Genomic DNA, 21,597 nt, shown 5'->3' with positions numbered 1-21,597 from the left:
ACTGCGTGACCAGCCACGACGCACCCGCACCCGCGCGACAACCCCGCCCCCGAGCTCTCACGCGCGCCTGGACGACGCCCGGTGTCAGGCCGAGGCGGCGTCCGACGATGCGTCGGCGTCGTCGGCCTGGACGGCGTCGGCCTGAGCGGCGGCAGCCTCCGCTGCGGCCTTGGCCGCGGCCTTGGCTCGCTCGTCCGCCGCTGCGCGGATCGCGCGCCAGGCGGACTCGGCCGCCTGCTGCTCCGCTTCCTTCTTGCTGCGGCCGGTGCCGGTGCCGTACGAGACGCCTCCGACGCGGGCGGCAGCTGTGAAGGTCTTCTCGTGGTCGGGGCCGGTCTCCGTGACCAGGTACTCGGGCACGCCGAGCCCCTCGGTCGCGGTGAGCTCCTGGAGGCTGGTCTTCCAGTCCAGGCCGGCTCCGAGGTTGGAGGACTTCTCGATCAGGGGGTCGAACAGGCGGTGCACCAGCTCCGCCGCCGAGTCCAGTCCCTGGTCGAGATAGACCGCGCCGATCACCGCTTCGAGGGTGTCGGCGAGGATGGATGCCTTGTCCCGGCCGCCCGTGCCCTCTTCACCGCGGCCGAGCCGAATGAAGGAGCCCAGGTCGAGCCCACGGCCCACCTCCGCCAGCGCACGAGAGTTGACCACCGCGGCCCGCAGCTTGGCCAGCTGGCCTTCGGGCAGGTCGGGGTGGGTGCGGTACAGCGTGTCCGTGACCACGAGGCCGAGAACGGAGTCCCCGAGGAACTCCAGACGCTCGTTGGTGGGCAGACCGCCGTTCTCGTACGCGTACGAACGGTGGGTCAGGGCACGCACCAGAAGGGCGGACTCGAGCTTGTAGCCGAGCCGCCCTTCCAGAAGCGTGTGGGACGAGGCCTGGTGGTCCGCAGAGTTCTTCTTCGGCGTGGACACAGTGCCTCTCACCAGCCGCTCAGACCTCGAGGACCTGGCGCTTGTTGTAGGTGCCGCAAGACGGGCACGCGATGTGCTGCTGCTTGGGCTCGTGGCAGCGCTCGCACGCAACCAGGGTGGGGACCGCAGCCTTCCACTGCGACCGGCGGTGGCGCGTGTTGCTGCGCGACATCTTCCGCTTCGGAACAGCCACGGCTACTTCTCCTGCTTCTCGTCGACGCGTGCTGATCGAGTCGCGTCGCCGCTCATCTCGTCCTTCTCGCCGTCCGTCATGGTCTCGGCGAGTCCCTGCAATGCCGCCCAACGGATGTCGACGGCGTCGTGATGGTGGTCCGGGTCGTCCGCGAGCCTCGCTCCGCACTCGGAGCACAGGCCGGGGCAGTCGTCCTGGCACACCGGCTGCATCGGCAGTGCGAGCACCACCGCGTCCCGCAGCACGGGTTCGAGGTCGAACAGGCCGTCCTCGACGAAGAGCCTGTCCTCGTCGTCCTCGGCGTCGCTGTCGGGTTCCGCGATCACACGGCCCCGCTCATCGGCGTCGGGGTACGAGAACATCTCCTGGAAGTCCGCTTCGAGCTCCAGCTCCAGCGACTCCAGACACCTTACGCACTCCCCTTCGGCCGTGGCACGGGCGGTGCCTGTGACGAGCACACCTTCCATGACCGACTCCAGGCGGAGTTCGAGTTCCACCGGGGAGCCTTCCGGCACTCCGATGACTCCCTTGATCCCGAGATCCTTGGGAGCGTCGACCGAACGCGTCAGGCGCTGCAGCGCACCGGGCCGCCGACCCAGCTCGTGCGTGTCGAACACGAGAGGGTTGCGGTGGTCGAGGCGGGCGTTCAGAGCCATTTCAGCTTTCAGTCTTCGGAACTCGTCAGGGGCGCCGCACCTGATGTTCCGGGCAGCGCTCGATCGCGGGCGTCTTCCGCAGACAGCGTGAACGCACGCACGACCGAAGAGCCAGGATACTGGACCTTTCGCTGTCGGCCCAATCCGCTGTCAGCGGCCCTGCTCGTAACGGCGCAACTGCTCCGCCGTGATCATGGTCGTGTCGAAGAGACTGGTCTCGTCGAGCACGTTCGCCTGCGGCTGCGTGTACCCCTGCCGGCCCTGATGTCCGTGCGGGTCCTGATGCCCCTGGTTCGGGTCGTACGACGGCTGCTGCGGGTAGCCGACGGCGTACGGGTCGGCCTGCTGGTAACCGTAGGGGTCGGCCGACTGCTGGGGCTGGGCGTACTGCTGCTGGTAGCCGCCGTACTGGTCCTGCTGGTACGCCGTCGCCGCGTAGGAGTCCTGCTGCCCGCCGTACGACTGCTGGTCCGCCGACGTCCGTGACGTCCCGGCGGGGGTCTCGGAGAGGGCGACGAGTTCGGCCAGGTAGTCGGCGTCGGTGGTGGGCCGCGGGGAGGTGCCGTCGTCGTCCAGGGCGAGGGCGCCGAGGTCGTCGGTGGCGATCCGGCCGTGGAGCTTCTGCCGGCCCCGGCCGACGGCCTCCAGGGTCTTGGCGAGGACCGCCTCGAAGGCGCCCAGCTTGGCGTCCACGTACGCGTCGGCGTCGCGGCGCAGGGTCTCGGGGTCGTGGCTGCGCTCGGGGGCGTCGTCCTCTTCGGGGTCCACGTAGCCCTGCTCGTCGAGGCCGGGACCGGTGCCGAGGAGCTTCTCGCGGCCGCGGCCCACGGAGCCGAGGGTCTTGGTGAGGACGACCTCGAAGTTGGCGAGCTTGGAGTCGACGTAGTCGTCGGCCTCCGCGCGGACCTCCTCGGCCTCCCGGCGGGCCTCGGCGAGGATGCGGTCGGCCTCGTTCTGGGAGCGGCGGGCGACCTCGGTGTCGGAGATCAGGGAGCCGCGCTCGGCGTGCGCGTTCTCGATGATCCGCTCGGCCTCCTGCCGGGCCCGCTCGACCAGGTGCTCGCGGTCGCCGATCAGCTCCTGCGCCTGGGCGAGGGAGTCGGGCAGGGCCGCGCGCAGCTCTTCCAGCAGCGAGAGCAGTTCGGCGCGGTTGACCACGCACGAGGCCGACATGGGCATGGCCCGGGCGCCGGAGACCACCGAGACGATCTCGTCGAGCTTCTTCTGCACGTCCACCGTGTGGTCCACCGAGTGCTCGCCCACTCTCTACAGCTGTGTTGGAGACGGTCGGGTCGACTGTAGCCCCAACGGTCCCTGCTCAGGCGCGCAGCACCATCAGTCCTTGCGCAGGCGCTCGTTCAGCGCCTCCAGGACGAGCGGGGGCACCAGGTGGGAGACGTCGCCGCCCCAGGTGGCGACCTCCTTGACCAGGGAGGAGGAGAGGAAGCTGTAGGTGGGGTTGGTGGGGACGAAGAGGGTCTCGACGCCGGAGAGGCCGTTGTTCATCTGGGCCATCTGCAGCTCGTAGTCGAAGTCGCTGACCGCGCGCAGGCCCTTGACGATGGCCGGGATGTCGCGCTGCTTGCAGAAGTCGACGAGGAGGCCGTGGAAGGCCTCGACCCGGACGTTCGCGTACTCGGCGGTGACCTCGCGGATCAGTTCGATCCGCTCCTCGACCTCGAACAGGCCCTTCTTCGACTTGTTGATCATCACCGCGACGTAGACCTCGTCGTACAGCTTGGAGGCGCGGCCAATGATGTCGAGGTGTCCGTTGGTGATGGGGTCGAAAGACCCGGGACAGACGGCTCGGCGCACTTGGGATCCCTCGCTCTTCGGTCCGGTCATCGGGCGTCTTCGGTCGTGGAGGCGGCGCGACCGTACCAAAACGTTCCCTCGCCGTAGCGACGGGCCCTGATCGCGTCAAAGCCGGTGGGCCACCGGAATTCACCGCCCCTGGTGCTGCGCTCCACGGTGACGAGGGCTTCCTCGCCGAGCCAGCCCCCCGAACGGAGTGTGAGCAGAATCTCCCGAAGATCGTCGTCCGAGACGGCGTACGGGGGGTCGAGGAAGACGAGGTCGTACGGCTCGGCCGGCGGCGGGCCCTGGATGATCTGTTCCGCCTTGCCCGACCTGACCTCGGCGCCCGGGAGGCCCAGCGTTCTGATGTTGTCGCGGACCGTTCGGGCGGCGCGGGCGTCGGCCTCGACGAGGAGGGCGTGACCGGCGCCGCGGGACAGGGCCTCCAGGCCTACGGCTCCGGAACCGGCGTAGAGGTCGAGGACCCGTTCGCCTTCCAGGGGGCCGCCGAGGAGGGATTGCCAGGTGGAGAAGAGGCCCTCGCGTGCGCGATCGGAAGTGGGCCGGGTGCCAGTGCCGGGCGGCACGGAGAGGCGCCGTCCGCCGGCTGCGCCGGCGATCACGCGGGTCATCTCGGGTCCTTGGTCGAGGGGCGGCTATGGGTCCAGTTTGGCAGGCGGCGGTGGGTTCGCCTATCGGGATGCCTCTTGATCGTCGTGGGCGACTGCGGGTCTGTTGTGGCTTGTCGCTCCCCCACTCCCGACTTCTCCCCCACTCTCGACTTCGCTCGAGCGGGAGGGGCCCCATGAGCGGGAGGGACCCCCATCGCGGCGGAGCCGCATATCGGCACAGCCTCGCGCCCCTTTGAGGCGCTGGTCCTCGGCCCCGGTTGGAAAGCACTCTGGCTCAGCCCTTGTCCAGGTACTGCTCCCGCTCCTCGTCCAACAGCGCGTCCAGGGCCGTTCGCAACCCCGGCAGGTGCTCCAGGTTCGGATCGGTCGCCACCACCGCCGCCGCTTCCTCCCTCACCTGCGCGATGATCTCCTCGTCCTCGATGACCGCCAGCATGCGCAGGCTGGTGCGGGCGCCGGACTGGGCCTGGCCGAGGACGTCGCCCTCGCGGCGTTGTTCCAGGTCGATGCGGGAGAGTTCGAAGCCGTCGAGGGTGGAGGCGACGGCGTTCAACCGCTGGCGGGCCGCGCTCGCTTCAGCCATCTCGGTGACCAGGAGGCAGAGACCGGGGGCGGAGCCTCGGCCCACGCGTCCGCGGAGCTGGTGGAGCTGGGAGACGCCGAAGCGGTCGGCGTCCATGATCACCATGACGGTCGCGTTGGGGACGTTGACGCCGACCTCGATGACCGTGGTGGCGACCAGGACATGGGTCTCGCCGGCGGCGAAGCGGCGCATCACCGCGTCCTTGTCGTCGGGGTGCATCCGGCCGTGCAGGACCTCGACCTCGAGGCCGTTGAGGGGGCCCTTGGCGAGGTGGTCGGCGACGTCCAGCACGGCGAGGGGCGGGCGCTTCTCGGCGTCGTCCTCGGGGGACTTCTTGGTGGACTTCTTCGACTCGGCGGATTCGTCGACGTCGTCGCCGATGCGGGGGCAGACCACGTAGGCCTGGTGGCCCTTGCCCACCTCCTCGCGGACGCGTTCCCAGGCGCGGGCGAGGAAGTGGGGTTTGTCGGCGGCCGGGACGACATGGCTGGCGATGGGCGAGCGACCGGCGGGGAGTTGGTCGAGGACCGAGGTCTCCAGGTCGCCGAAGACGGTCATGGCGACCGTGCGCGGGATGGGGGTGGCCGTCATGACGAGGAGGTGGGGCGGCTGCTTGCCCTTGCCGCGGAGGGCGTCGCGCTGTTCGACGCCGAAGCGGTGCTGTTCGTCCACGACGACCAGGCCCAGGTCGTGGAACTGCACCTTGTCCTCGATCAGGGCGTGGGTGCCGATGACGATGCCGGCCTCGCCGGTGACCAGGTCGAGCAGCGCCTGGCGGCGGGCGGCGGCGCCCATCGAGCCGGTGAGCAGCACCACCTTGGTGGCGTGCTCGGCGCCGCCGAGCATCCCTCCCTCGGCCAACTCGCCCATCATCTCGGTGACCGACCGGTGGTGCTGCTGGGCGAGCACCTCGGTGGGCGCCAGCATCGCGGCCTGACCGCCGGCGTCGACGACGGCGAGCATGGCGCGCAGGGCCACCAGTGTCTTGCCGCTGCCGACCTCGCCCTGGAGCAGCCGGTGCATCGGATGCTCGGTGGCGAGGTCGTCGAAGATTTCTTTGGAGACCTTCCGCTGGCCTTCGGTGAGCGTGAAGGGGAGGCGGGCGTCGAAGGCGGTGAGGAGGCCGTCGGGGGTGGGTTTGCGGGGTGCCGCGGGCAGTTGGGCGTCGGCGTGACGGCGGCGGGCGAGGGCGACCTGGAGGACGAAGGCCTCATCCCATTTGAGACGGTCGCGGGCGCTTTCGATGTCGGCCCTGGTGTGGGGACGGTGGATCTTCAGCAGGGCTTCGGGAAGGGGGACGAGGCCTCGGCCGGCGCGGAGGGAGTCGGGGAGCGGGTCAATGGCTTCCTGAGCGCCGGGCAGGACTGTCTGGACGGCCTTGGCGATCTTCCAGGACTCCAGCTTGGCGGTGGCCGGGTAGATCGGGATGAGGGCGCCCGCCCAGGTGTCGACCGTCTCCGACACGTCTTCGCCGCGCAGCAGTTCGTACGCCGGGTGGGCCAGCTGGAGGCGGCGGTTGAAGACGGAGACCTTGCCGGCGAAGAGGGCGCGGGTGCCGGGCAGGAGCTCCTTGTGGGGTTTGTGCACGCCGTTGCCGAAGAAGACGAGCTGGAGGCGACCGCTGCCGTCGGTGATGGTCACTTCGAGGCGCTGCCCCTTGCCCCGGGGCGCCTTGGCGGAGGCGAAGGTGTGCAGACGGGCGTCGGCGACCTGGGCGACCACCGTGACGTGCTCGTCCATGGGCAGGTCGGCGAGGTGGGTGAGCTGCCCGCGCTCCTCGTACCTGCGGGGATAGTGGTGCAGCAGGTCGCCGACGGTGTGCAGGCCGAGGTGCTCGGCCATCACCTTCGCGGTGGCGGCGCCGAGCGTGTTCTTGAGCGGTTCTTCGAGCGCGGGCACGAGATCCATTGCACACCACGGCACTGACAATCCCGTATACGTCCTTGAAATCCGCTGGTCAGACGGGTCGTTCAGGCCTAGGATGGCGCACTCCCGGACCCGGCCCCAGCGGGGTCCGTACCGCCTACCGTCCGCGGTCACCGTCTCGCGGGACCGCCCGACCCCGCCGCCGTCGCCAGAATCCCACCCCACCGGCGCTGCGACGATGGATTCAATGACCTCACAGTCGTCCCAGGCACCCCGGACACCTCAGTCATCCCCGTCGCCTCATACGTTCCAGGTCGATCTGCGTGGCCTGGTGGATCTGCTCTCGCACCACCTCTACTCCAGTCCCAAGGTCTACCTGCGCGAGTTGCTGCAGAACGCTGTGGACGCCATCACCGCGCGGCGGGCCGAGGAGCCCGAGGCGCCCGCCCGGGTGCGGCTGTTCGCCGAGGGCGGCGCGCTGCGGGTGGAGGATTCCGGCGTGGGGCTCACCGAGTCCGACGTGCACAACCTGCTGGCCACGATCGGCCGCAGCTCCAAGCGGGCCGGCGGGATCGCGGACGGGCTCCAGGAGGTCCGCTCGGACTTCCTGGGACAGTTCGGGATCGGGCTGCTGGCGTGCTTCGTGGTCGCCGAACGCATCCGCGTCGTGAGCCGCAGCGCACGTACGCCCGGGGCGCCGCCCGTGGAGTGGACGGCCACCGACGACGGGTCGTACACCGTGCGGACGCTGCCCGACGAGGCGCGCCCGGAGCCGGGCACGACCGTCCACCTGGTCGCGCGGCCCGGGGCGGTCGAATGGCTCTCCCACGCGCGCGTGCTGTCGCTGGCCCGGGACTTCGGGTCGCTGCTGCCGTACGACGTCCGGGTGGGCGACGAGGCGGTCACCGATCTGCCGGCGCCCTGGGACCGCGCCTACCCCTCCCCCGCCGCCCGGAGGGTGGCTCTCGCACGGCACTGCCACGAGCTGTTCGGGTTCACGCCGTTGGACGCGATCGAGCTGGACGTTCCGCTGGCCGGGATCCGCGGGGTGGCGTACGTCCTGCCGTCGGCCGTCAGCCCGGCCCAGCGGGCGAGCCACCGGGTGCATCTGAAGGGCATGCTGCTCACCGAGCGGGCCGAACAGCTGTTGCCCGACTGGGCGTTCTTCGTGCGCTGTGTGCTCGACACGGACAGCCTGCGGCCCACGGCGTCGCGGGAGTCACTGTACGAGGACGAGACCCTGTCGGCCGTGCGGGAGGCGCTCGGGGAGAGGATCCGTGGCTGGCTGACCGGGCTCGCGGCCGGTGATCCGGAGCGGCTGGCGGCCTTCCTGTCGGTGCACTACCTGGGCGTGAAGTCCCTGGCGCGGCACGACAAGGAGATGCTGCGCACGATGCTGCCGTGGCTCCCCTTCGAGACGACGGACGGGCGTCTGTCCCTGGAGGAGTTCGCGCAGCGGCACCCGGTGGTGCACTTCACGCGGACGGTCGAGGAGTACCGCCAGGTCGCGCCGATCGCGTCCGCGCAGGGCGTCGGCGTGGTCAACGGCGGCTACACGTACGACAGCGAGCTGGTCGAGGCGCTGCCGTCGGTGCGCCCGGGGACGGTGGTCGCCGAGCTGGACGCCGACACGGTGACCGCGCATCTGGACGCGCCGGACCCGGACGAGGAGCTGGCGCTGGCGGGCTTCCTGACGGCCGCGCGGGCCAAACTGGACCCCCTGGGGTGCGATGTCGTGCTCCGGGCGTTCCATCCGCTGTCGGTGCCCGCGCTGCACCTGGACGACCGGTCGTCCCGCCATGAGCAGGCCCGCGCGGAGGCCGAGGAGCAGGCCGACGACCTGTGGGCGGGCATCCTCGGCTCACTGCGGGGCAGTGCCCCGCGCGCGCGGTTGGTGCTCAACCACCTCAACCCGCTGATCCGGCGGATCAGTTCCCTGAAGGACCCGGAGCTGATCGGCACCGCCACGGAGTCCCTGTACGGGCAGGCCCTGCTGATGGCGCAGCGCCCGCTCAGGCCCGCGGACTCGGCGCTGTTGAACCGCGCGTTCATCGGCCTGCTGGAGTGGGCCACGCACACCGGGACCGGAGCTGAGGAGGACGGCCGCAAGTGACTGAGTTCACCGAGGACACGGCCTTCGACGAGTTGCGCCGGGCCATGGCGGAGAACTACGAGCAGCCGGAGGGTCCCGCTCGCAACGCGCGCGCGGAACGGCTGCTCGCGGAGGCGGAGAAGCTGAACATTCCGCTGGCCGTGATCGAGGCGCTCGGGCACCAGCTGAAGGTCTACAACTACAGCTCCGAGAAGGACAAGATGTTCGTCCCCTTCGCGCGTCTGCTGCGCATGTGGGACGAGCGCCCCGAGGACTTCGACGAGTACGAGATCCACTCCCTGCACTGGGTCTTCAAGTGGATGTCGGCCGGCATGCTCAACCAGCCGCACATCCCGCTGGCCTCCATCGAGAAGTGGCTCGGCGAGATGGAGCACCGCTACCGGCTCGCCGGGCACTCCGAACGGGCCGTGCGCAGCGCCGAGTTCAGTGTGGCCGCGCACATCGGGGACCTGGCGCGGGCCGAGCGGGCGTACGCGGCGTGGCTGGCCGCCGACCGGGACACCATGGCCGACTGTCACGCGTGCGAGCTGCACGGCCAGGGCTGGTGGCTTGCACGGCGGCGCCGGGACGCCGAGGCCCTTGAGCTGTGGGCGCCGGTGCTGGAGGGCGAGTACACCTGCGCCCACGAGCCGCACACGGTTCTGGCGTCCTCCTTGGTGCCGCTGCTGCGCCTGGGTCGTGCGGACGAGGCCCGTGCCAACCATCTGCGGGGTTTCCGGCTGGTGCGGGCCATGGAGAGCATGCGGGGCGCGTACGCGGACCATGTGGAGTTCTGTGCCCTGTCCGGGAACGAGGCGCGCGGTCTGGAGCTGCTGGCCGAGCGTCCGGCGTACTTCACGGACTCCGGGGACCCGCGCAGCAAGCTGGACTTCATGGCCGCGGTGGCCCTGCTCATGGACCGTCTGGTGGCCCGTGGGTTTGGCGGTCAAACGGTCCCGGGGCCCGCCGACCGTGCCTGGACGGCACGCGAACTGGCCTCCCACGCGCGCGAGGAGGCCCTTTCCCTGGCCTCCCTCTTCGACGAGCGCAACGGGACGTCGTACGTCAGCACGGGCGCCCGGGAACGCATGGATCAGGAGCCGCTGGTGGAGCGGCTGCCGCTGGGCGTGCGCTCGACGCGTCCGGTGTCGGTACCGGCGCCCCGACAGCCCCTCGCGGCGGAGCGGATGGCCACAGGGAGCGCACCGGCCCCGGACGACCTGCCCTCGCTGCTCGCGACGGCGCGGCGGCTCTCCGAGTCCCTGCATCCCGACTCCGTCGAGGCGTGGGCCGCCGTGGCGCGTGCCGCCGAGGCGGAGGACGCGGAGCTGGACGCGTACGACCGCGCGGAGATAGTCGACCACCGGGCGATCGGCCTCGGCCCCGAGGGCGGCCCGCTCTTCGAACGCGCGGCCGAGCTGTACGAGGAGGCCGGCGATCCGGGCGAGGCACTGGCGGCACGCGCGCGTGGAGCCACGGTTCAGGCGCTGAACGGCCGCTCCGAGGCGGCCCTGGAGCTGATCTCCGAGTCGTACCAGAAGGTTCTGGCCCTCCGCGCGGACGGCGGGACGGGTGTACGGCAGAAGGCGTCCGTGCTGGTGGGGCGGGCGCGGATACTCGTGCAGCGGATGCAGGAGACCCAGGACGCGGATGCCGTGACCGCCGCCGAGGCGGCCGTTCGGGAGCTGGCCGAGTTCACCGAGCCGCACCGCGCGGACGACGTACGGCTGACCTCGCGGGCCGCGGAGGCGCGGGGGCTGCTCGGAGAGGTGGCCCTGCGTCGGGAGGACGCCCAAGCCGCCGCCGAGCTGTTCGCGGAGGCCGCGGAGCGGTATATGACGGCCGGGCTGCCGTGGTTCGCGGTGGAGTACGAGGCACGGCTCGCCGGGGTCGCGCAGCAGCTCGGGGACCTGGAGACGGCCGAGCGGGCGGCGCGCGCGGCGCTGGAGCACGGCCGTCCGTTCCTGGAGCCGATGGGGCACGCCCAACTCCACGTCCAGCTGGCCACACTGCTCGGCGCCGCCGAGCGGGTCGACTCGGCCGCCGAGCACGCCCTGGAGGCGGCGCACTGGGCCGACGAGGCGGGCGAGAGCCGGACACTGGGCGCCTGGGCCCGGCATCTGCTCGGCGGGTTCCTGCTGGGGCAGGGGCGGTTCGCGGAGGCCGCCGAGATACTGGAGTCGGCCCTTCCGGATCTCACCGACGACACGCACGGCGACGGGGCCGTCGCGCAGACCCTGTGGTGGCTCGGCGACTGCCACACCGAGCTCGGTGAGCACCGCGAGGCGGCCGAACGGTGGCTCCGGGCCGCCGACATCGCCCGGCACTGGCCCGAGCAGCGCGACCACGCCATGCTCGCCCATCTCGCCGCCGAGGCGCTCACCCGTGCGGGGCTGCCCGCCGAGGCCGACCGTGCCTATGAGCGCGCGGGCGACCTCTGGGGCTCGCTCGGCAACGTCCACGGGTACGTCCGGGCGCTGCGTGCGCGGGCCTGGTACGCGCTCCAGGAGGGCTCCGGACTCGACGCGGCCCGGGAGTTGATGGGCGACGCCGTGGTGGGGTGCGAGGCGGCTCTGTCGGACGTGGTCGGCGAGGAGAACCGGCGGCGGATTGTCGCCGAACTCGGAGAGACATATCAGCAGTTCGGGGACCTGCTCGCTCGGTCGGTCGGGGAGGAGGCGGGGTTCTCCGAGTTCGGGCCGGTCTTCGAGGAAGCGCTGGGGTTCGTCGAGCGGGCCGTGTCGGTGTATGGCTCCCTTGGGGATGAGTTCCTCGATGCGCGTAGTGGTGCGGAGCTTGCGGCGGGGTGGTTGGAGGCGGATCTGCAGCGTCCTGCCGACTCTGCGGCACGCGCGCGTGGGGTGCTTTCCGCGTTTGCCGGGCGGGATGACGAGGTGGCGGTGGCGCGGCGGGGTGAGGCGGAGAGGATGTTGGGGGTGGTGGGGGTGCGGGGCGAGAGTTGAGCAGGTGAGGGCCTTCGGTTTTTCGCCCCCGCCGCCCTTACCCGTTCCCATCCCCAGGGGCCGCGCCCCTTCGACCCCGCCACGGGGCTGCGCCCCGGACCCCCGCAGAGGCCGCGTCCCGGACCCTCACAGGGGCCGCGTCCCGGACCCTCATAGGGCTGCGTCCCTCGACGTGCCTACCAGCTCGGGAGGAAGGGGGGTTTGGCGGGTGCGGGTTGATCGTGGTTGATCGCGCAGTTCCCCGCGCCCCCTACGGGGCGCGGCACTTGCGGGGGCTGGAAAGTCACTCCACGCCGATCAAGAGCAGCGCGCCCTGCCGGCCGCCCCGGTACACCACCGTGTCCACGGCCAGGTATGACTCCCGTACTCGGGTCTCGATGTGGTCGGCCACGCCTGGGGGGGCCTCGTCGCCGAGGACCAGGGTGACCATTTCGCCGCCTGCCGCGAGCATGCGGTCCACGACCGTCACGGCGGCGGTCGTGACGTCCTCGCCGATGACCGCGACGTCGCCGTCGATGAGGCCGAGGACGTCGCCGGCCTGGCAGATGCCGGCCATCGTCCAGGACTGGCGCTCGGCGATGACGACCTCGCCGTAGCGGGTGGCGCCGGCCGCGGAGGTCATGGAGACGACGTCCTCGTCGAAGCGGCGGTCCGGCTCGTGGACGGCGAGGGCGGCGATGCCCTGGACCGCCGAGCGGGTGGGGATGAGGGCGACCCGTACACCCTCGGCGCGCGCCTGGTCTGCCGCGGCGGCGGCCGTGTGCCGCAGGTCGGCGTCGTTGGGCAGCAGCACCACCTCGCGCGCGTGGGCACGCCGTACGGCCTCCACGAGCTCCCCGCTGGCGGGGGGCTCCCCGGGACGGGCCAGGACGGTGGTCGCGCCGGCCTCGGTGTACAGCCCGGCCAGCCCCTCCCCCGGTACGACGGCCACGACGGCCCGCTGGGTCCGCTCACGCGGCGGTCGCCCGGCCCCGCCCATGTGGGCGTCCTCGGCGCCGAAGTGCGTGATCCGGATCCGGTACGGCCGCCCTGCCTCGACCCCGGCCTCCACGGCGGCCCCGGCGTCGTCGACGTGCACATGCACGTTCCACAGCCCGTCCCCGCCGACCACCACGAGCGAGTCGCCCAGCGCGTCGAGCCGTCGCCGCAGCCGGGCCACGGCCGCGTCGTCCGCCTCCAGGAGGTAGATCACCTCGAAGGCGGGCCCACCGACCCCGGGTCGGTCGTCCACGCACGCCTCCATGGCGGCGGCCGTATCGACATCAGGCGCATCCATGCCGGAGGCCGGGTCGACACCAGGCATGCGTTCGGCCACGCGCGCGTGGACCCCGGACAGGGCCGGTGCCTTCGGTGCCTCCCCCGTGAACGTCTCCACCAGCGCCGCCAGCACAGCCACCAGCCCCCGTCCGCCCGCGTCCACGACGCCCGCGCGCGCGAGGACGGACAGTTGCCCGGGAGTCGCCGCCAGGGCCGCGCCCGCGCCCTCGTAGGCGGCCCGGGCGACCGCGCCGCAGTCGCCCTCGGTGCCGGTCACCGCGTCGGCCGCCGCGGAGGCGACCGTGAGGACGGTGCCCTCGACCGGGTGGGCCACGGCGTCACGGGCGGAGTCGGCTGCGTGCCGGAGGGCGAGGCGGAGGCCCTGGCCATCGGTGTGGGCGGCCTCACTGTCGTCGGCCAGCACCTGGGCCATGCCCCTCAGAAGCTGCGCGAGGATCGTCCCGGAGTTGCCCCGGGCGCCTATGAGAGCGCCGTGCGCCATCGCGCGGGCGGCGTCGGCCAGGGTCGGCTTACCCGTGGCGCCCGGGCCGGCCTCGTGACCGGCGAACACGGCCTCGACCGCCGTGACGGCCGACTCCATGGTCAGATAGAGATTCGTGCCGGTGTCACCGTCCGCGACGGGGTAGACGTTGATCGCGTCGATCTCCTCACGCGCACGACCCAGCGCCGCCAACGCGAGGCCGCACCAGGTGCGCACCGCGAGAGCACCGAAGAATGTCTGCGGCACCTGCGCCACCTGCGCCTCCTTGAGCTGCCCGGACGTGGGACGCAGCGTAGACCCAGGACGGGTGCCCATCGGAAGAGGGCCGGGAACAGGGCCCTGAGCAGCCATGGTAGTTTCGTTCTACTGGCGCAGTCGTTGTATGCTGCTCCGGTTGCCCGATCCAGATCGGGCCATTCCCCCTGGCACCGCCACTCAGATCTCTGATCCTGTGATCTTGATCCCGGCATGCCGGGATCAACCGTAAGTGCATCTGAAGTCTTTGGAGTGACCCGTGGCTGCCAACTGCGACGTCTGCGGCAAGGGGCCGGGCTTCGGCAACAACATCTCGCACTCGCACCGCCGTACGTCCCGCCGCTGGAACCCGAACATCCAGCGTGTGCGTACCGTGGTGGGCGGGACGCCGAAGCGCGTGAACGCTTGCACCTCGTGCATCAAGGCCGGCAAGGTCTCGCGCTGACGCACATCCCCCATCTCTCGACTTCGCTCGAGACAGGGGGACCCCCATCGCGCGCGGCCACTGCTGGTTCGCTGCATCGAGCCGGTCCACTGAACAGTGGGCCGGCTTCTTGCTGTGCCTGTACGTCCTGGTGCCGCCAGAATCCACCGAGCGCCTGACCGAGGGTCTGAACGGCGCCGAGCCGCCCGGCTCCACAGCGAGCCCGGCCGCGCGATCGCCCAGATCCACGTCGACCGGCTCACCCGGGGCCGGATGGCGCTGCCGCGTACGAGGCGCGGATCCGGGACTTCGCCAAGGGCTGCCAGGGCGAACATCAAGCTGTCGGAGTACCCCGTGTGAGGGCCCACCCGTGGTCCACGGGCCCGATCCCGCCGCCGAGCGGAAACCCGGCGGCGATCGCCCCGGTGACGTACTCCTTGGCCGCCGCCACCGCCTCCGGCACGGCCTGTCCCTTCGCCAGCTGCGACGCGATCGCGGAGGCGAGGGTGCAGCCCGTGCCATGGGTGTGCCGGTTGTCGTACCTGGGCGCCCGCAGCCAGTGCTCCTCGGAGCCGTCGGTGAGCAGATCGACGGCATCGCCGGAGAGGTGCCCGCCCTTGATCACCACCCACTGGGGCCCGTACGTCAGCACGGCCATTGCCGCCTCACGCATCCCCGCCTCCGACTCGACCGTCACGCCGGTGAGTTGGGCGACCTCGTCAAGGTTCGGGGTGGCCACAGTCGCCACCGGCAGCAGCCGCTTCCGTACGGAGTCCAGCGCGGAGGCGGCGAGCAGCGGGTCGCCGTGCTTGGAGACGCCGACCGGGTCGACGACGACGGGCGCGTCCGTGCCGGCGAGCAACTCGGCGACGGCCTCGACGAGTTCGGCGGAGGCGAGCATGCCGGTCTTGACCGCCTGGACGCCGATGTCGTCGACGACACTGCGGTACTGGGCGCGTACGGCCTCCACCGGAAGCTCCCAAGCGCCCCGCACACCCAGCGAGTTCTGCGCGGTGACCGCCGTGACGACGCTCATGCCGTGCACGCCGAGCGCGAGCATCGTCTTCAGGTCGGCCTGGATGCCGGCGCCGCCGCCGGAGTCGGAGCCCGCGACGGTCAGCACCCTCGGCGGCGCACCCACCGGCTCAAGGACCCCGGACGCCCTCATGACTCGATGTCCCCGAAGTGGTCCCAGCCGCCCGTGCTGGTCCAGGGTGCCCCGTCCACGGTCACCTGGGGCAGCGCCGACGGGTTGAGGACCTCGCCGATCACCTTCCATCGGGCGGGCAGCTTCACGTCCGGCGGGAAGGTCGCCACGATCGCGTGGTCCTCGCCGCCGGTGAGCACCCATTGGATCGGATCGACACCGACGGCCTGCCCGATGTCGTTCATCTGGGAAGGGATGTCGATCGCACCGGAGCGGATGTCGATCCGGCACTTGCTCGCCTCCGCGATGTGCCCGAGGTCCGCGATCAGCCCGTCGCTGACGTCGCACATCGCGGTCGCGCCCAGGTCGGCCGCCGCGGGACCCGCGTGGTACGGCGGCTCCGGGCGCCGGTGGGCCTCCACGAAGGCGCGCGGCGAGCGGAAGCCGCGGGAGAGCACCGCGTGCCCGGCGGCGGACCAGCCGAGCCAGCCGGTGACGGCCACGACGTCCCCGGGCTGGGCTCCGCCCCTGGTCACGGGCTCGTGGTTGCGCAGATCACCGAGCGCGGTGATCGAGATCATGATGGTGTCACCGCGGACCACGTCACCGCCGACCACGGCCGCCCCGGCGACCTGGCACTCGTCCCGCAGACCGTCCATCAGTTCGGTGGCCCAGGTCACCGGCAGTTCCACGGGCGCGACCAGGCCGAGGAGCAGCGCGGTGGGCACGGCGCCCATGGCGGCGATGTCCGCGAGGTTCTGCGCGGCGGCCTTGCGACCGACGTCGTACGCCGTGGACCAGTCCCGGCGGAAGTGCCGCCCCTCGAGGAGCAGGTCGGTGCTCGCCACGACCCGGCGGTCCGGCGCGGCCACCACCGCGGCGTCGTCGCCGGGGCCGACCCGGACCGCCGGGGTGGTGGTGAGCCGGGAGGTGAGCTCCCTGATGAGCCCGAACTCCCCCAGCTCTCCCACGGTGCCCTTCATCGTCGTATCGCCCCTTCTGCCACATCCAGTGTCACCCGCGCCCGGTCGCGAGCGATCCTCGTCCTCGGTACGGTCGAGTCGACCGTCAACTTCCTCGGTTCCGGTACCCCGGTGCGCGCGGCGCGGGCTCCGCGGGTCTCCCCGTGGCATGCGACGACGCGATACCGTGGCGTTCCTTTTCCCCACATGATCCTCGTGGCCGCCCTGGAGGTTCCGTGGTACAGGCGTACATCCTGATCCAGACGGAGGTCGGCAAGGCGTCGACCGTCGCCGAGACGATCAGCAAACTCCCTGGGGTCATCCAGGCCGAGGACGTGACGGGCCCCTACGACGTCATCGTGCGCGCGCAGGCGGACACCGTAGACGACCTCGGTCGCCTGGTGGTCGCGAAGGTCCAGCAAGTGGACGGCATCACCCGCACTCTGACCTGCCCGGTCGTGCACCTGTAGCCCCCGTCTACCCTTGGCCGGTGTGCTCCTTGCGTCACCGGCGTCCCGCTCACCTCGGGCTGCCCGTCCTGGCCGTGTCGTTGATCGCCGTCGCGGGCTGCTCCTCAGCAGACGACGGCGGATCGGCGGCGGTTCCCAGCTCTGGGGCTGCCGCCACGAAACTGTGCCGGAAGCTGGACCGGGCGCTGCCGCGAGAGGTGGACGGTCTCAGCCGCCGGGATCCTCAGCCGGCCTCCGAGCTGACGGCAGGCTGGGGCGACGCGGTGATCATACTGCGCTGTGGTGTGCCCCAGCCGCCCAAGATGATCGACCCAGGGGTGGCCGAGGGCCGCGACGCCGATGCGGTGGCCGGGGCGGTGAACGGGGTCGACTGGCTGATGGAGAAGCGGGACGATGGCGCTTACCGCTTCACGACCGCCAATCGCAAGGTGTACGTGGAGGTCACGGTGTCGGCGGCGAGGGCCGCGGAGGACACGTCGCCGATCCTTGTGGGGCTGGCGCCGGCCATCAAGAAGGCGGTCCCTGAAGGAATTGCTTCCTGAAGGAACGCTTCCTGAGGGGCTGTCTCGGGATGCCGTCTGGAGGCTGCGAGTGGTTCGTGGCTGGTCGCTCCCCCACTCTCGGCTTTGATCAAGCAGGGGATCCCCGTCGCGGCGGAGCCGCGCATCGACACAGCCCCGCGCCCCTCAGGTGAACGGGGCTTACCAGGCGCCCTCTACCTCAGACCCGTCGACCTGCGCAGCGCCGCCTGGATCAGCCTGTCCACCAACTCCGCGTACTCGATCCCGCTCGCCTTCCACATCGCCGGGTACATGGAGATCGGTGTGAAGCCCGGCATCGTGTTGATCTCGTTGATCACGAAGTCGCCCTCCTCCGTGAGGAAGAAGTCGGCTCGCACCAAGCCCTCGCAGGACGCGGCCTCGAAGGCGTCCACCGCCAGCCGCTGGACCTCGGCCGTCTCCTGCGGGGTCAGAGGCGCGGGCACGATCCCCGGCGTCGAGTCGATGTACTTGGCCTCGAAGTCGTAGTACGCGTGGGCGTCCGGGGGCGGGATCTCCGCCGGGACCGAGGCGCGCGGGCCGTCCTCGAACTCAAGGACCCCGCACTCGATCTCGCGGCCCCGTACGGCGGCCTCAACGATGATCTTGGGGTCGTGGCGCTGGGCCTCGGCGATCGCCTCGTCGAGGTCGGAGAGGTCGTCGACCTTGGTGATGCCGATGGAGGAGCCCGCGCGGGCGGGCTTCACGAAGAGCGGCCAGCCGTGCTCGCCCGCGAAGTCGATGATCTTCTTGCGGGCGGCGGACTCATCGCGCTCCCACTCACGCGGGCGGATCACCACATACGGGCCCACCCTGAGCCCGAAGGAGGTGAACACCCGCTTCATGTACTCCTTGTCCTGGCCGACGGCCGAGGCGAGGACGCCCGAGCCGACATACGGGACGCCGGAGAGCTCGAGCATGCCCTGGAGGGTGCCGTCCTCACCGTACGGGCCATGCAGCACGGGGAAGACGACGTCGACCTCGCCGAGCGCCTTGGGCACCGAACCGGGCTCGCTGTAGACGACTTCGCGGTTGGCGGGATCGACGGGGAGCACCACGCCGCCGTCCCTCGACTCCGCGAGGTCCTCGACCTCGGGCGTACGGCGGTCGGTGATCGCCATCCGCTCCGGATCGTCCGCAGTGAGCGCCCAACGGCCTTCCCGGGTGATGCCGATCGGCAGGACGTCGTACTTCGTCCGGTCGATGGCGCGCAGGACGGCGCCGGCCGTGACCATGGAGATCCCGTGTTCGGAGCTGCGTCCGCCGAAGACGACGGCCACGCGCGGCTTGCGGGACGGCTGCTCAGGGCTCTGGGGGAGGTTCTCGCTGCTCATATCGCGTTGAGAGTACCCGTTGGTAGTGCGGGAGTCAGCGCCCCACGACGGGGATCGCTCAGCGTCGCTCGGGCTTGGCGCTGCGCGACATCAGCTCCTTGAGGGCGACGACGGGCGGCTTGCCCTCGTGGACGATGTCCACGACCGTCTCGGTGATGGGCATGTCGACGCCGTGCCGGCGCGCCAAGTCCAGTACGGACTCACAGGACTTGACGCCCTCGGCGGTCTGCTTGGTGACCGCGATGGTCTCCTGCAGCGTCATGCCCTTGCCGAGATTGGTGCCGAAGGTGTGGTTGCGGGAGAGTGGCGAGGAGCAGGTCGCCACCAGGTCGCCGAGGCCCGCGAGTCCGGAGAAGGTGAGCGGGTCCGCGCCCATCGCCAGCCCGAGCCGGGTCGTCTCGGCGAGACCGCGCGTGATCAGCGAGCCCTTGGCATTGTCCCCGAGCCCCATGCCGTCCGCGATGCCGACGGCGAGACCGATGACGTTCTTGACCGCGCCGCCGAGTTCGCAGCCGACGACGTCGGTGTTGGTGTACGGGCGGAAGTACGGTGTGTGGCAGGCGGTCTGAAGCCGCTGGGCGACCGTTTCGTCGGTGCAGGCGACCACGGACGCGGCCGGCATCCGGGAAGCGATCTCACGCGCCAGGTTGGGCCCGGTGACGACGGCGATACGGTCCTGGCCGACCTTGGCGACGTCCTCGATGACCTCGCTCATCCGCATGGCGGAACCCAGTTCGACGCCCTTCATGAGGGAGACGAGAACGGTGTCCGGGGCCAGCAGGGGCGTCCAGTCGGCGAGATTGTCGCGCAGGGTCTGGGAGGGAACGGCGAGGACGGTGAAGTCGGCGTCCGCGGCGGCCTCGGCGGGGTCCGTGGTGGCTCGCAGGTTCTCCGGGAGCTCCACACCAGGCAGGTAGTCGGGGTTCGTGCGCGTGGAGTTGACCGCGTCCGCGAGTTCCTGCCGCCGTCCCCACAGGACGACGTGGCACCCCGCGTCGGCGAGCACCGTGCCGAAGGCCGTGCCCCATGAACCCGTGCCGAAGACAGCCGCCTTGACCGGCTTGCTCACTTGCCCTGCCCCTCTTCCTGTCGTTTCCGTTCCCGGACCCCATTGTGCTGCCCGGGACGCCGGTGCTCGACCGCGGCGGCCGTCCTGCGCCGCTGCTCGATGCGCTCCACCTTCGGGTCGTACGGCGTCTCGGGCGCCTTCTCGCCGCGGATCTCCTCCAGCTGGCGGGTGATGGCGGCCATGATGACCTCCGTCGCGTCCTTCAGCAGGTCGGGGGTCATCTCCTTGTCGTAGAAGCGGGAGAGGTCGACGGGCGGCCCGGCGAGCACGTGGTGGGTCTTGCGCGGAAGGACGTTGAGCTTCTTGGCATACGGCGGCAGCAGTTCGTTGGCACCCCACTGCGCGACCGGGATCACCGGGCACCTGGTCTGCAGGGCGACCCGCGCGGCCCCGGTCTTGCCGGTCATGGGCCACTGGTCGGGGTCGCGGGTGATGGTGCCCTCCGGATAGAAGGCGACGCATTCACCGCGTTCCACGGCGTCGATCGCGGCGCGGAAGGCGCTCAGCGCGTCCGTGGTCTCGCGATAGACGGGGATCTGTCCGGTGCCGCGCATGAAGGCGCCGACGAATCCTTTCTTGAACAGACCGCTCTTCGCGAGAAATCGCGGAACGCGGCCACTGTTGTACTGATAGTGGGCGTATGCAAAGGGATCGGCATGCGAATTGTGGTTCACCGCGGTGATAAATCCACCCTCGGCCGGAATGTTCTCCATTCCACGCCAGTCCCGCTTGATCAGCACCACCAGTGGCGGTTTGGCGATCACCGCGGCGAGGCGGTACCAGAAGCCGATTCTGCGGCGGGGCACGCGGACACCTTCCTCTAGGACTTGCCTGGGCCTGCTCCGGGGGTCCGGAGCCGGACAAGTGTCGCCCCGAGCCGCCTGTCTGTCGAGAACACCGTACGCCCCGCCCTGCGGCGCCCCCTTGCCGCCAGGTGACAATGGCGACGACAAGAGAGGGACGGAACGCTCGTGCAGTGGACCCTGGTCGTACCCCTGAAGCCCCTGGCGCGGGCCAAGAGCAGGCTCTCGGACACCGCCGACGACAGGGTGCGCCCCGGCCTGGCCCTCGCCTTCGCGCAGGACACCGTGGCCGCGGCCCTCACCTGCCCGGCGGTCGGCGGTGTGGTGGTCGTCACGGACGATCACGTAGCCGGACGGGAGCTGGCGGCCCTCGGCGCCCGCGTCGTCCCCGACGACCCGCGCAGCGACCCGGCGAACGGCCTGAACGCCGCGCTGAGACATGGGGCGGCCCTGGTACGCGCCGCACACCCGCGCAGCCCCATGGCGGCCCTGAACGCCGACCTGCCGGCCCTGCGCTCCGCGGAGCTGACCCGCGTCCTGGAGGCCGCCGCCGAGTTCCCCCGCGCCTTCCTCGCCGACGTCGCCGGAACCGGCACCACGCTCCTCGCCGCCGCCCCGGGCCGCGCTCTGCGCCCCGCCTTCGGCCCCGACTCCCGCCTGCGTCACCACCGCTCCGGCGCCACGGAGCTCGCCCTCGACTCCGTCGACTCCGTCCGCCAGGACGTCGACACCGGCGAGGACCTCCGCGCCGCCCTGACCCTCGGCGTCGGCCCCCGTACGGCCGCCGCGACCGCGCGTCTGCTCATCCCCGGCCAGTAGGCTGCGCCCATGCAGGCCACGGCGTACACCTACGATCCCCAAACCCGCACCGGCCAGGTCCTCCTGGACGACGGCACCCCCGTCCCCTTCGACACCCCGGCCTTCGACGCGGGCGGCCTGCGCTTGCTCCGCCCGGGCCAGCGGGTGAGGATCGAGGTGGAGGGCGAGGAGGAAACCCTCCGCATCACACTGATCACGCTGCAGACACTTTGAAAACCGCGGACACTTTTAAAGCCAGGGTTCACCCACACACAACCCGCAGTCGCCCGTAAAAAGCCTCCGGCGATTGGGCACTGAATCCGCTCCCCAAAAAATGCCGCGG

20 protein-coding genes are annotated in these 21,597 nt (G+C 71.1%); 7 read left to right on the top strand and 13 right to left on the bottom strand.

The annotated features are described in order from the left end of the window. Positions 1 to 84: 84 nt before the first annotated feature. From rnc to recG, 7 genes are all read right to left on the bottom strand, one after another. On the bottom strand, positions 85 to 912 hold the full coding sequence (rnc, locus tag STRIP9103_RS16120) for a ribonuclease III (protein WP_009312860.1): 828 nt from the start codon (positions 910 to 912) through the stop codon (positions 85 to 87). Between the two features lie 19 nt (positions 913 to 931). Beyond that, positions 932 to 1,105, bottom strand: coding sequence for a 50S ribosomal protein L32 (rpmF, locus tag STRIP9103_RS16115; RefSeq protein ID WP_003951102.1), 174 nt, complete (start codon positions 1,103 to 1,105; stop codon positions 932 to 934). Positions 1,106 to 1,107: 2 nt separating this feature from the next. Further along, the gene (locus STRIP9103_RS16110) at positions 1,108 to 1,761 is read right to left on the bottom strand and encodes a YceD family protein (protein ID WP_009312846.1); all 654 of its coding nucleotides are present in this window, start codon (positions 1,759 to 1,761) and stop codon (positions 1,108 to 1,110) included. Between the two features lie 150 nt (positions 1,762 to 1,911). Beyond that, the gene (locus STRIP9103_RS16105) at positions 1,912 to 2,997 is read right to left on the bottom strand and encodes an ATP synthase F0 subunit B (protein WP_181800326.1); all 1,086 of its coding nucleotides are present in this window, start codon (positions 2,995 to 2,997) and stop codon (positions 1,912 to 1,914) included. Positions 2,998 to 3,096: 99 nt separating this feature from the next. After that, complete coding sequence (coaD, locus tag STRIP9103_RS16100) at positions 3,097 to 3,576, bottom strand: pantetheine-phosphate adenylyltransferase (protein WP_009312854.1); 480 nt, start codon at positions 3,574 to 3,576, stop codon at positions 3,097 to 3,099. 26 nt (positions 3,577 to 3,602) lie between these two features. Then, positions 3,603 to 4,190, bottom strand: a complete 588-nt coding sequence (gene rsmD, locus STRIP9103_RS16095) for a 16S rRNA (guanine(966)-N(2))-methyltransferase RsmD (protein ID WP_009312845.1) — start codon at positions 4,188 to 4,190, stop codon at positions 3,603 to 3,605. Between the two features lie 274 nt (positions 4,191 to 4,464). Continuing rightward, positions 4,465 to 6,681, bottom strand: a complete 2,217-nt coding sequence (gene recG / locus STRIP9103_RS16090; RefSeq protein WP_009312849.1) for an ATP-dependent DNA helicase RecG — start codon at positions 6,679 to 6,681, stop codon at positions 4,465 to 4,467. 196 nt (positions 6,682 to 6,877) lie between these two features. Here recG and STRIP9103_RS16085 point away from each other — a divergent pair, with 196 nt between their 5' ends. Both STRIP9103_RS16085 and STRIP9103_RS16080 read left to right on the top strand, forming a co-directional pair. Then, complete coding sequence (locus STRIP9103_RS16085) at positions 6,878 to 8,752, top strand: HSP90 family protein (RefSeq protein ID WP_181800321.1); 1,875 nt, start codon at positions 6,878 to 6,880, stop codon at positions 8,750 to 8,752. A gap of 44 nt (positions 8,753 to 8,796) precedes the next feature. Further along, positions 8,797 to 11,694 carry a tetratricopeptide repeat protein gene (locus tag STRIP9103_RS16080; RefSeq protein ID WP_048820371.1) on the top strand — a complete coding sequence of 966 codons (2,898 nt, stop codon included), beginning with the start codon at positions 8,797 to 8,799 and terminating at the stop codon, positions 11,692 to 11,694. 283 nt (positions 11,695 to 11,977) lie between these two features. Here the strand turns inward: STRIP9103_RS16080 and STRIP9103_RS16075 are convergent, their stop codons facing one another. Further along, entirely contained in the window at positions 11,978 to 13,708 is a 1,731-nt protein-coding gene (locus tag STRIP9103_RS16075) for a DAK2 domain-containing protein (protein ID WP_009312853.1), read from the bottom strand. 259 nt (positions 13,709 to 13,967) lie between these two features. Here STRIP9103_RS16075 and rpmB point away from each other — a divergent pair, with 259 nt between their 5' ends. Beyond that, positions 13,968 to 14,153 (top strand): 50S ribosomal protein L28, encoded by a 186-nt coding sequence (gene rpmB, locus STRIP9103_RS16070; protein WP_003993230.1) that lies wholly within the window; start codon positions 13,968 to 13,970, stop codon positions 14,151 to 14,153. 313 nt (positions 14,154 to 14,466) lie between these two features. On the opposite strand, the gene thiD is transcribed toward rpmB, so the two are convergent. Continuing rightward, complete coding sequence (gene thiD / locus STRIP9103_RS16065) at positions 14,467 to 15,300, bottom strand: bifunctional hydroxymethylpyrimidine kinase/phosphomethylpyrimidine kinase (protein ID WP_048820368.1); 834 nt, start codon at positions 15,298 to 15,300, stop codon at positions 14,467 to 14,469. After that, positions 15,297 to 16,262, bottom strand: coding sequence for a thiamine-phosphate kinase (locus STRIP9103_RS16060; RefSeq protein ID WP_048820367.1), 966 nt, complete (start codon positions 16,260 to 16,262; stop codon positions 15,297 to 15,299). The genes thiD and STRIP9103_RS16060 overlap by 4 nt, the downstream gene beginning before the upstream one ends. A gap of 215 nt (positions 16,263 to 16,477) precedes the next feature. Between STRIP9103_RS16060 and STRIP9103_RS16055 the strand changes: the two genes are divergently transcribed. Continuing rightward, positions 16,478 to 16,711 (top strand): Lrp/AsnC family transcriptional regulator, encoded by a 234-nt coding sequence (locus tag STRIP9103_RS16055; protein WP_007384930.1) that lies wholly within the window; start codon positions 16,478 to 16,480, stop codon positions 16,709 to 16,711. A gap of 20 nt (positions 16,712 to 16,731) precedes the next feature. Continuing rightward, positions 16,732 to 17,253 (top strand): DUF3515 domain-containing protein, encoded by a 522-nt coding sequence (locus STRIP9103_RS16050; protein ID WP_009312844.1) that lies wholly within the window; start codon positions 16,732 to 16,734, stop codon positions 17,251 to 17,253. Between the two features lie 173 nt (positions 17,254 to 17,426). Here the strand turns inward: STRIP9103_RS16050 and STRIP9103_RS16045 are convergent, their stop codons facing one another. From STRIP9103_RS16045 to STRIP9103_RS16035, 3 genes are read right to left on the bottom strand one after another with little or no spacing between them, the layout of a single operon-like run. Beyond that, positions 17,427 to 18,584, bottom strand: coding sequence for a D-alanine--D-alanine ligase family protein (locus STRIP9103_RS16045; protein ID WP_009312863.1), 1,158 nt, complete (start codon positions 18,582 to 18,584; stop codon positions 17,427 to 17,429). Between the two features lie 58 nt (positions 18,585 to 18,642). Continuing rightward, positions 18,643 to 19,653, bottom strand: coding sequence for an NAD(P)H-dependent glycerol-3-phosphate dehydrogenase (locus STRIP9103_RS16040; protein ID WP_009312858.1), 1,011 nt, complete (start codon positions 19,651 to 19,653; stop codon positions 18,643 to 18,645). After that, positions 19,650 to 20,459: a lysophospholipid acyltransferase family protein gene (locus STRIP9103_RS16035; protein ID WP_009312861.1), complete on the bottom strand. Its 810-nt coding sequence runs from the start codon at positions 20,457 to 20,459 to the stop codon at positions 19,650 to 19,652. The genes STRIP9103_RS16040 and STRIP9103_RS16035 overlap by 4 nt, the downstream gene beginning before the upstream one ends. A 165-nt stretch (positions 20,460 to 20,624) precedes the next feature. Here STRIP9103_RS16035 and cofC point away from each other — a divergent pair, with 165 nt between their 5' ends. Together cofC and STRIP9103_RS16025 are read left to right on the top strand one after the other, a co-directional pair. Then, complete coding sequence (cofC, locus tag STRIP9103_RS16030) at positions 20,625 to 21,275, top strand: 2-phospho-L-lactate guanylyltransferase (RefSeq protein WP_009312855.1); 651 nt, start codon at positions 20,625 to 20,627, stop codon at positions 21,273 to 21,275. Positions 21,276 to 21,284: 9 nt separating this feature from the next. Further along, on the top strand, positions 21,285 to 21,488 hold the full coding sequence (locus STRIP9103_RS16025) for a hypothetical protein (RefSeq protein WP_009312847.1): 204 nt from the start codon (positions 21,285 to 21,287) through the stop codon (positions 21,486 to 21,488). Positions 21,489 to 21,597 lie beyond the last annotated feature (109 nt).

The organism is Streptomyces ipomoeae 91-03 (genome assembly GCF_000317595.1).
GTDB lineage: Bacteria > Actinomycetota > Actinomycetes > Streptomycetales > Streptomycetaceae > Streptomyces > Streptomyces ipomoeae.
The sequence above is the reverse complement of the archived record's forward strand: the minus strand, read 5'-3'. Positions and strand labels throughout refer to the sequence as shown.